At 59.1% G+C, this 2,622-nt stretch carries 2 protein-coding genes; both read right to left on the bottom strand.

The window, feature by feature from the left end:
• Nucleotides 1–1,417: ABC transporter permease (locus V6C16_RS11000; RefSeq protein WP_333543214.1), on the bottom strand; the 1,417-nt coding region annotated here is incomplete at its 3' end.
• Nucleotides 1,418–1,420: 3 nt separating this feature from the next.
• On the bottom strand, nucleotides 1,421–2,005 hold the full coding sequence (locus V6C16_RS10995) for a DUF2318 domain-containing protein (RefSeq protein ID WP_333534859.1): 585 nt from the start codon (nucleotides 2,003–2,005) through the stop codon (nucleotides 1,421–1,423).
• Nucleotides 2,006–2,622: the final 617 nt, after the last annotated feature.

Below are 2,622 nucleotides of genomic sequence, written 5' to 3'. Positions count from 1 at the left end.
CGGCAAGCACAGCCAGCGCCCCGGCAAGCAGGCCATAACCGAACATGGCGGCCGGGGAAAAGGCCGGGTAGGCGGCGGCTTCTAGCTGCATGGCGACCAGAACCTTGCCGCCTGCCAGATACCCGGCCACATAGCCGAAGGTTCCCGCCAGAAAGCCTATGACCAGGGCTTCAGCCGCAAAAATGAAAAAGACCGCCTGGCGCGAAAAACCCACGGCACGCAGCAGGCCGATCTCTTTGCGCCGTTCGTTGACGGACACAAGCATGGACATGACCACCATCACACAGGCGGAAAAAAGAATGACCACCGTGACCACAAGGGCCATGTTCTGCGCAAAGGAGATGGAATACATGCGCTGGGCCACCACCTGACGCAGGGCGCGTATGTCCTGCCCCGGCAGGGCGGCTTCCAGTTCGCTTACGATGTCTTCAATGGGGCAGCCCGAGCAGAGCGCTGCCACCTCGATAAAGCCTGCGGCGTCTGGTGCGTTGAAAAGCTGCTGCGCCGTGCCGATGGGCGCAAAAAGCACGTTGTCGTCGTCGCTGCCCGTGGGCTGAAGCACTCCTTCCACAAGAAAATGCTCGTCATTGAGCAGAACGGTCTGTCCCGGAGCAAGGCTCAGGCGTTGGGCAAGGGCTGAGCCGGCCAGAAGCCGGTGAGCGTGGGAAAATTCTGTGCCTGTTTCTGACGGGGACGGATTGGCTGAGGTGCTGTCGCCGTGGGGGGGCATGCCGTGTCCAGCAGGGCGCACGCCCATTGGTGCGGTCTGTGCGTTTGGCTCTCCCGATTCTTTGCTTCCGTTCTGTCCGGCGGTTGCGGCGTGCATGGCCTGATCATTTCGTGCCGGAGCCGTTGCGGGCATGGTGTCCGCAGGCGTTGCTCCTGCGGCATTGGCGGCGTGGCGGGCGTGTTCCTCCTCCATGCGGCGCATGAGCGGATCCGGGGCGTGCATGCCTTCAATCCCCGGAATGTTTCCCTGCACACGCCAGAACTGCTTGAGGTCAAGTTCGCTGGAAAAGTCCACGCCCACAAGCGGCACAAGGACGTCGGGAGCCTGGGCCTGCGCGGTAAACGAGGCCAGCCCGGCGAGCTTGGGGGCCACCACGGAGATTCTGTCCTTGAGAGGAATGGCCGCAATGGCGCGCAGTGTTTCAGCCAGAGGGATGCGTCCGCTGTCTACCAGCGCGTTGCCCAGAGGGATGCCGCCGTAAGAGATTTGCAGGCTTTCACGCTTGGGCGTGATGGCGATATTGGCCCCGAAGGCGCTGAGCTTTTTTTCAAAGCCTTCGGCCACGGAGGAAGAAACGTTGTTAAGTGCCGTAATAGCCGCCACACCAAGAAGAAAGACCGAAAGCAAGGCGGCGGAGCGCCCCCATTTTTGCCGCAGGCAGCGCAGCGGTATGGTTATGATGTTCATAGGTTACAGACCCTTGAAAAATCTGACGCCGTCCCGCAGTTCCTCTGCCGGGACAACAACGGTCTCTCCCGAAACCGTAAAGTTTACAGGGTGGGGATTGCAACCGCCCTTGCGCAGGCCGATACGTTCGATGGGAAAGACCATGCCGCATTTCTGGCAGGTCATGGCGTCGCCTGTCTGCTTGTAGCCCTTGCCTGCCTGCCAGCAGGCGTCACAGGCGTCCAGAGCAAGGCGCACCCTGCCTGCGGCATCCCGCAGGGTAAAGAAGATAACGTTGGTTCCGTCCACATTGACCTTGTAGAAGGCCGCTTTTCCGGTGACCCCGGCAAGGGGCAGACTTACGGCTTCGTCTTTTATTTCCAGTGTGGTTTCACGGCTGAAAAGACTGCCAAAGGGGCCGGCCTTGGCCGGGGCCGCCATGAGCATACATGCCAAGGCAAGCAGGCAGGTACCCAGGACGCGATACAGGAACTGCATGGATCTGCGGTCAGGCAGGGCGGCGGTTTTGGTTGTCGTTACTCTGGGGGCCTGCCTGCCGGCAGGGCGGGCGCGTAAGAGCAAGGGGATTTGGGGGCGGTGCTGAAACATGTATCCTCCATCTGCCGCGTAGGGCGTATACATACTTTTTTAGTATGAGAACATGTTTCGGCAAAATTTGCCAGCCATTTTCTTTCTTTTTGATATTCGCTGGTTTGCAGGTATTGGGCTGAGCGATCATAGAGCCTGAGGCTTCATGCCAGAGCGGTTATTGTATGGCGCAATGCTTTTAGAGCAATTTTACTTTAGAGCAGTTTCACTTTGAAATTGCTCTGGCGACTGCGCGAGCAGGTGCCCGCCGCGAAGGCGTAAGCGCGATTTATTTGCGCGGTTAAACGCCGAAGCGAGCGTGTTTTAAACTTTGAAAATGTACATTTTCAAAGTTAATCTGCTCTAGAGCTGTTTATTTGCGCGGCTAAGCGCCGGAGCGACCGTTCCGTACGCTTTGAGGATGTCTATTCTCTACGTTAAAATGCGCTATTGTCGGCAGGCGTTTGCGCGGCGGATGATGCGAGGAATGACGCGCTGAATGGCGTGTGGAGTGAGCTTGTTCTTCGCACGGTGGGTTGCCGCCCTGCGGGGTGGGAGGCTTTCAGCTTCTGTTCTATTGGCCGCCTGCGCGGCGTGCGGCAAGGCGGGGCCGGTTATGGGGCTTCGCCCCCTTCTCG

The organism is Desulfovibrio sp. 1188_IL3213, from assembly GCF_036763145.1.
GTDB lineage: Bacteria > Desulfobacterota > Desulfovibrionia > Desulfovibrionales > Desulfovibrionaceae > Desulfovibrio.
Note: the sequence above shows the minus strand (reverse complement) of the source record. Positions and strands in the feature narration are given on the sequence as shown.